This window comes from Sneathiella sp. (assembly GCF_041689005.1).
Taxonomy (GTDB): Bacteria; Pseudomonadota; Alphaproteobacteria; order Sneathiellales; family Sneathiellaceae; genus Sneathiella.
The window spans coordinates 1-3,197 of record NZ_JBDNHC010000038.1 but is presented as its reverse complement, the minus strand read 5'-3'; the positions used below and the strand labels follow the sequence as shown (position 1 = coordinate 3,197).

General features: G+C 54.4%; 4 protein-coding genes. 2 read left to right on the top strand and 2 right to left on the bottom strand.

The window, feature by feature from the left end:
• Nucleotides 1-77: 77 nt before the first annotated feature.
• Together ACESNI_RS04900 and ACESNI_RS04895 are read left to right on the top strand one after the other, a co-directional pair.
• Nucleotides 78-416, top strand: a complete 339-nt coding sequence (locus ACESNI_RS04900; protein WP_373085372.1) for a response regulator transcription factor — start codon at nucleotides 78-80, stop codon at nucleotides 414-416.
• A gap of 86 nt (nucleotides 417-502) precedes the next feature.
• On the top strand, nucleotides 503-1,579 hold the full coding sequence (locus ACESNI_RS04895; protein WP_373085371.1) for an AraC family transcriptional regulator ligand-binding domain-containing protein: 1,077 nt from the start codon (nucleotides 503-505) through the stop codon (nucleotides 1,577-1,579).
• Here ACESNI_RS04895 and ACESNI_RS04890 read toward each other — a convergent pair.
• Nucleotides 1,572-2,438: an alpha/beta fold hydrolase gene (locus ACESNI_RS04890; protein ID WP_373085370.1), complete on the bottom strand. Its 867-nt coding sequence runs from the start codon at nucleotides 2,436-2,438 to the stop codon at nucleotides 1,572-1,574. The two genes, ACESNI_RS04895 and ACESNI_RS04890, sit on opposite strands and share 8 nt — an antisense overlap.
• Before the next feature lie 10 nt (nucleotides 2,439-2,448).
• Nucleotides 2,449-3,197, bottom strand: a 749-nt coding sequence (locus ACESNI_RS04885) for a VOC family protein (protein ID WP_373085368.1), incomplete at its 5' end; no start/stop codon positions are given.

The window sequence follows — 3,197 nt, the reverse complement described above, 5'->3', positions numbered from 1 at the left end:
GCCGATAATGATAACTTCCGGTTGGCCTATTTGTCATATGCTCGAATTATTGATCATAGAGCTTGGAGAATCGCACCATGTACCTTCCCAAATCTATTCAAAGAGAATCTTTCTCAACAAAAAAGACCGCGCGTTCCGTAGAAAACTGCGATATCATACTCAATGATCAAATAGAGACGGCGCTTCACCGATTTGGTAACGATATACTTACCGCTAGGGAACAAGATGTGGTTCGCTTGGTTCTCCGAGGGCTCCCATCAAAACTCATTGCGCGAAAACTTCAAATCGCACCTAAGACGGAGGGCGTACACAGGTCTAATGCTTACGCTAAACTCGGACTCAATTCTCGCTCAATGTTATTCCTACAATTCCTGCAATTCCTGTCTTTAATATTAACAAATGATGGCGATCTATAGTAATGTGAATAAAGGCCACATATTGACCACGCATTATAAAATAATACACAAAATTGTGGCGGAGATATCTTAGCAAGGGCGTATTAATGATGCGCAGACAATTGAGTCAGGCGGTTTCTGATTTAGCAGAGAAGCATGTAATACCTGCAGTCCATCTTTTCAGATTGATGGAAGTAGCACGCAAACACGGCTTCGATACAGATTGGATGTACGCGAAGATCGGCGCAGCACCCGCAGATTTTCAAAAAAAAGACGCGACCTGTACCGTCGGCCATCGCCTCCGTCTTCTCAGTGCCATACGCGAGACCGAGCCGATCCCAGGGTTGGGCCTTATGGTGGGTCGGCGAATTAAGGTGTCCGACCATGGAATCGTCGGTTACGCAATCTTGAGCAGCGCCAATATGGGCTGCGCGCTTGAGATCGTCTCGCGCTATCATCAGCTCAGCAACCCGACGGTGCGTTTCAACTATCATATTATCGGCGAGGAAACCCGCTTGACCGAGGCGCCGATCTTCCCTTTCGACGACTTTGCGGCGCGGTACCATCTTGAAGAAATGCTCGCCGCATGGATTCCTATCGGAGCACTGTTGCAACGTGGCTCTTTAGATTTTCAGGAGCTCCGGTTGCCGTGGAGCAAGCCTGACTATCACAATCTCTACGAAGAGATGTTTCAATGCCCGATCCGATATAACCAGTCCGACTGCGGCGCTCATTTGCCAACGTCGCGGTTGCGCGAGCGGATCTCGCTTGCCGATCCAGAGCTTGCCATGCTTTGCGAACAACAGTGCGACATCATTGCCCACGGCGACTATGATACGCAAAGGCTCGGTTATCAGGTGCAACGCATTTTGCTTGGTCAACCTGGCCAATTTCCCACAATTGACCATGTCGCAGGCCTGCTCAATATGAGTGAGCGTTCGCTGCGCCGAAGCTTGGCTATGGAGAGTACGTCCTTCAGCCAGATCCTGGAAAAATTACGGCTCAGAATTGCCACGCGTTATCTGCAGGACACCGAGATCCCCGCGCATTCGATCGCTGCCCTGCTTGGATATTCGGCGCCGGCCAATTTCCACCGCTTCTTCAAGCGGACGACCGGGGTTACGCCAGAAGAATTCCGCCGCGATGAGCGACCGACTGACGACAAGGTGCCACCTGCTATTTAAGAAGAAATTCTAGATGTAGCCTGTTGAATGCCTCTGGCTCCTCCCACTGCGGCCAATGAGCACTATTCTCAAGTACGACGAGTTCGCCATCCGGAATGAGCCGCACGCTTTCTGCAGCAAGTTCCACGGATTGGCCAGGATTATAACGGGTCCATAGAACTAAGACCGGGCGTGCAATGCGACCAAGCAGCTCGGCATTATACCAGCGACGTTGCAGGTCGGGATCGAGGAGTGCGCTCAAGCTCGCCTCTGTTATACGGCCAAGGATCGCAGCACGACCCGGCTGGTTGTAAATGCGGAAGCGAGATTCGATGAGTTCGTCAGTCAAGGATGCCTCGTCATGGACCAGCCAGCGCATCCGTTGGCGTATCGCTTCCCGGGTCGGAGCACCCGCTGCACGCTGGCTGCGTTCGAGTAACTCGCGCAGTTCGGCTGCTCCGGCTTCGTCCGGCGGCAGCAGGGTGCCGGTGTTCATAACGATTTTTTCCACCCGCTCTGGATGAGCGATAGTGAACCACGCCGCGACCGAAGCACCAAGCGACTCACCTGAGATAAAGGCGCGCTCGGCACCAAGAGTATTGAGCAGATCAAGCATAAAGTGGACGTAGAGTTCCATGTCATATGCGATGTCTGGCGCGCCACTATAGCCATGTCCGATCATATCGATTGCGTAGACGTGAAAATGCGCGGCATGGGCCCGGATGTTTTTTACATAGGCCTCGGCATGACCACCTGTGCCGTGGAGTAGGATCAGCGGCGGCCCCTCGCCTGCTTCTATCGCCCGGATAGGCACTCCGCCCACCTTATAGTAGGACTGCTTGAATGGCGCGCCCTGAAGATCGTTCCACATGCTACTCATATTTTCTCCGTTAGTATCGTGTTTTGGCGGAGTCGCCATCCGGTGGGGCCTGATGCTCATGGCCCCACAGGCTTGGGGAATCGTAAAGACCGGGCTTTCCAGCAGAATCATCGATCAACCGGCCGCCATTGCCAAACTCGACCAACCATCCCGACGGGGAATAGGCGTAGAAGGAAAAGGCGAGGTCGTTCGAGTGCCGCCCGAACGTAAAGGCGAGTGGAACTTTTTCGCGGCGCGCGGCGTCATGAGCCCGGCCAACCTCGTCGAGCGAGGTTGTTTCGAGCATGAAGTGGCCCAATTCGCCGCCTCGCATATCTCCGACAAGGTTTGATAGTGCGAGGCTGTGGTGGCGCGGGTTGCACCGGAGAAAAGATGCCTCAATGCCATCTCCCCAGAAGATCTGGTCGGTGAGATTGAAACCGAGAACATCACAATACCATTTGACGCTCGTCTCGCGGTCGCTGCTGGCTAGGACAACATGAGCAAGCTCGATCGGGGTCACGCCGGAGCCATCCGGCCTGCGCGACCGCACGAACAGTTCCAGCCGAACGCCATCCGGCCCAGCCAGCACCAAGAGATCATCGACCTCCCGTTCGGCGCATAGCGCCGCATCGCCCCGCTCGGCCACAACGCCGGCATCTTCAAAACGCGCCGCAAATCGGTCGAGCGCTTCGGCGCCCGCTACTTCCCAGCCAATCCAAGCGAGTTCATCGTGATCGGCGCTCCGAAGGGTAAGCAATTGCGCGCCATTGTGCAGTT

Bases quoted from the DNA above. Each gene is read 5' to 3' on its own strand.
- ACESNI_RS04900 (WP_373085372.1), top strand. From the start codon at position 78: ATGTACCTTCCCAAATCTATTCAAAGAGAATCTTTCTCAACAAAAAAG.
- ACESNI_RS04895 (WP_373085371.1), top strand. From the start codon at position 503: ATGATGCGCAGACAATTGAGTCAGGCGGTTTCTGATTTAGCAGAGAAG.
- ACESNI_RS04890 (WP_373085370.1), bottom strand. From the start codon at position 2,438: ATGAGTAGCATGTGGAACGATCTTCAGGGCGCGCCATTCAAGCAGTCC.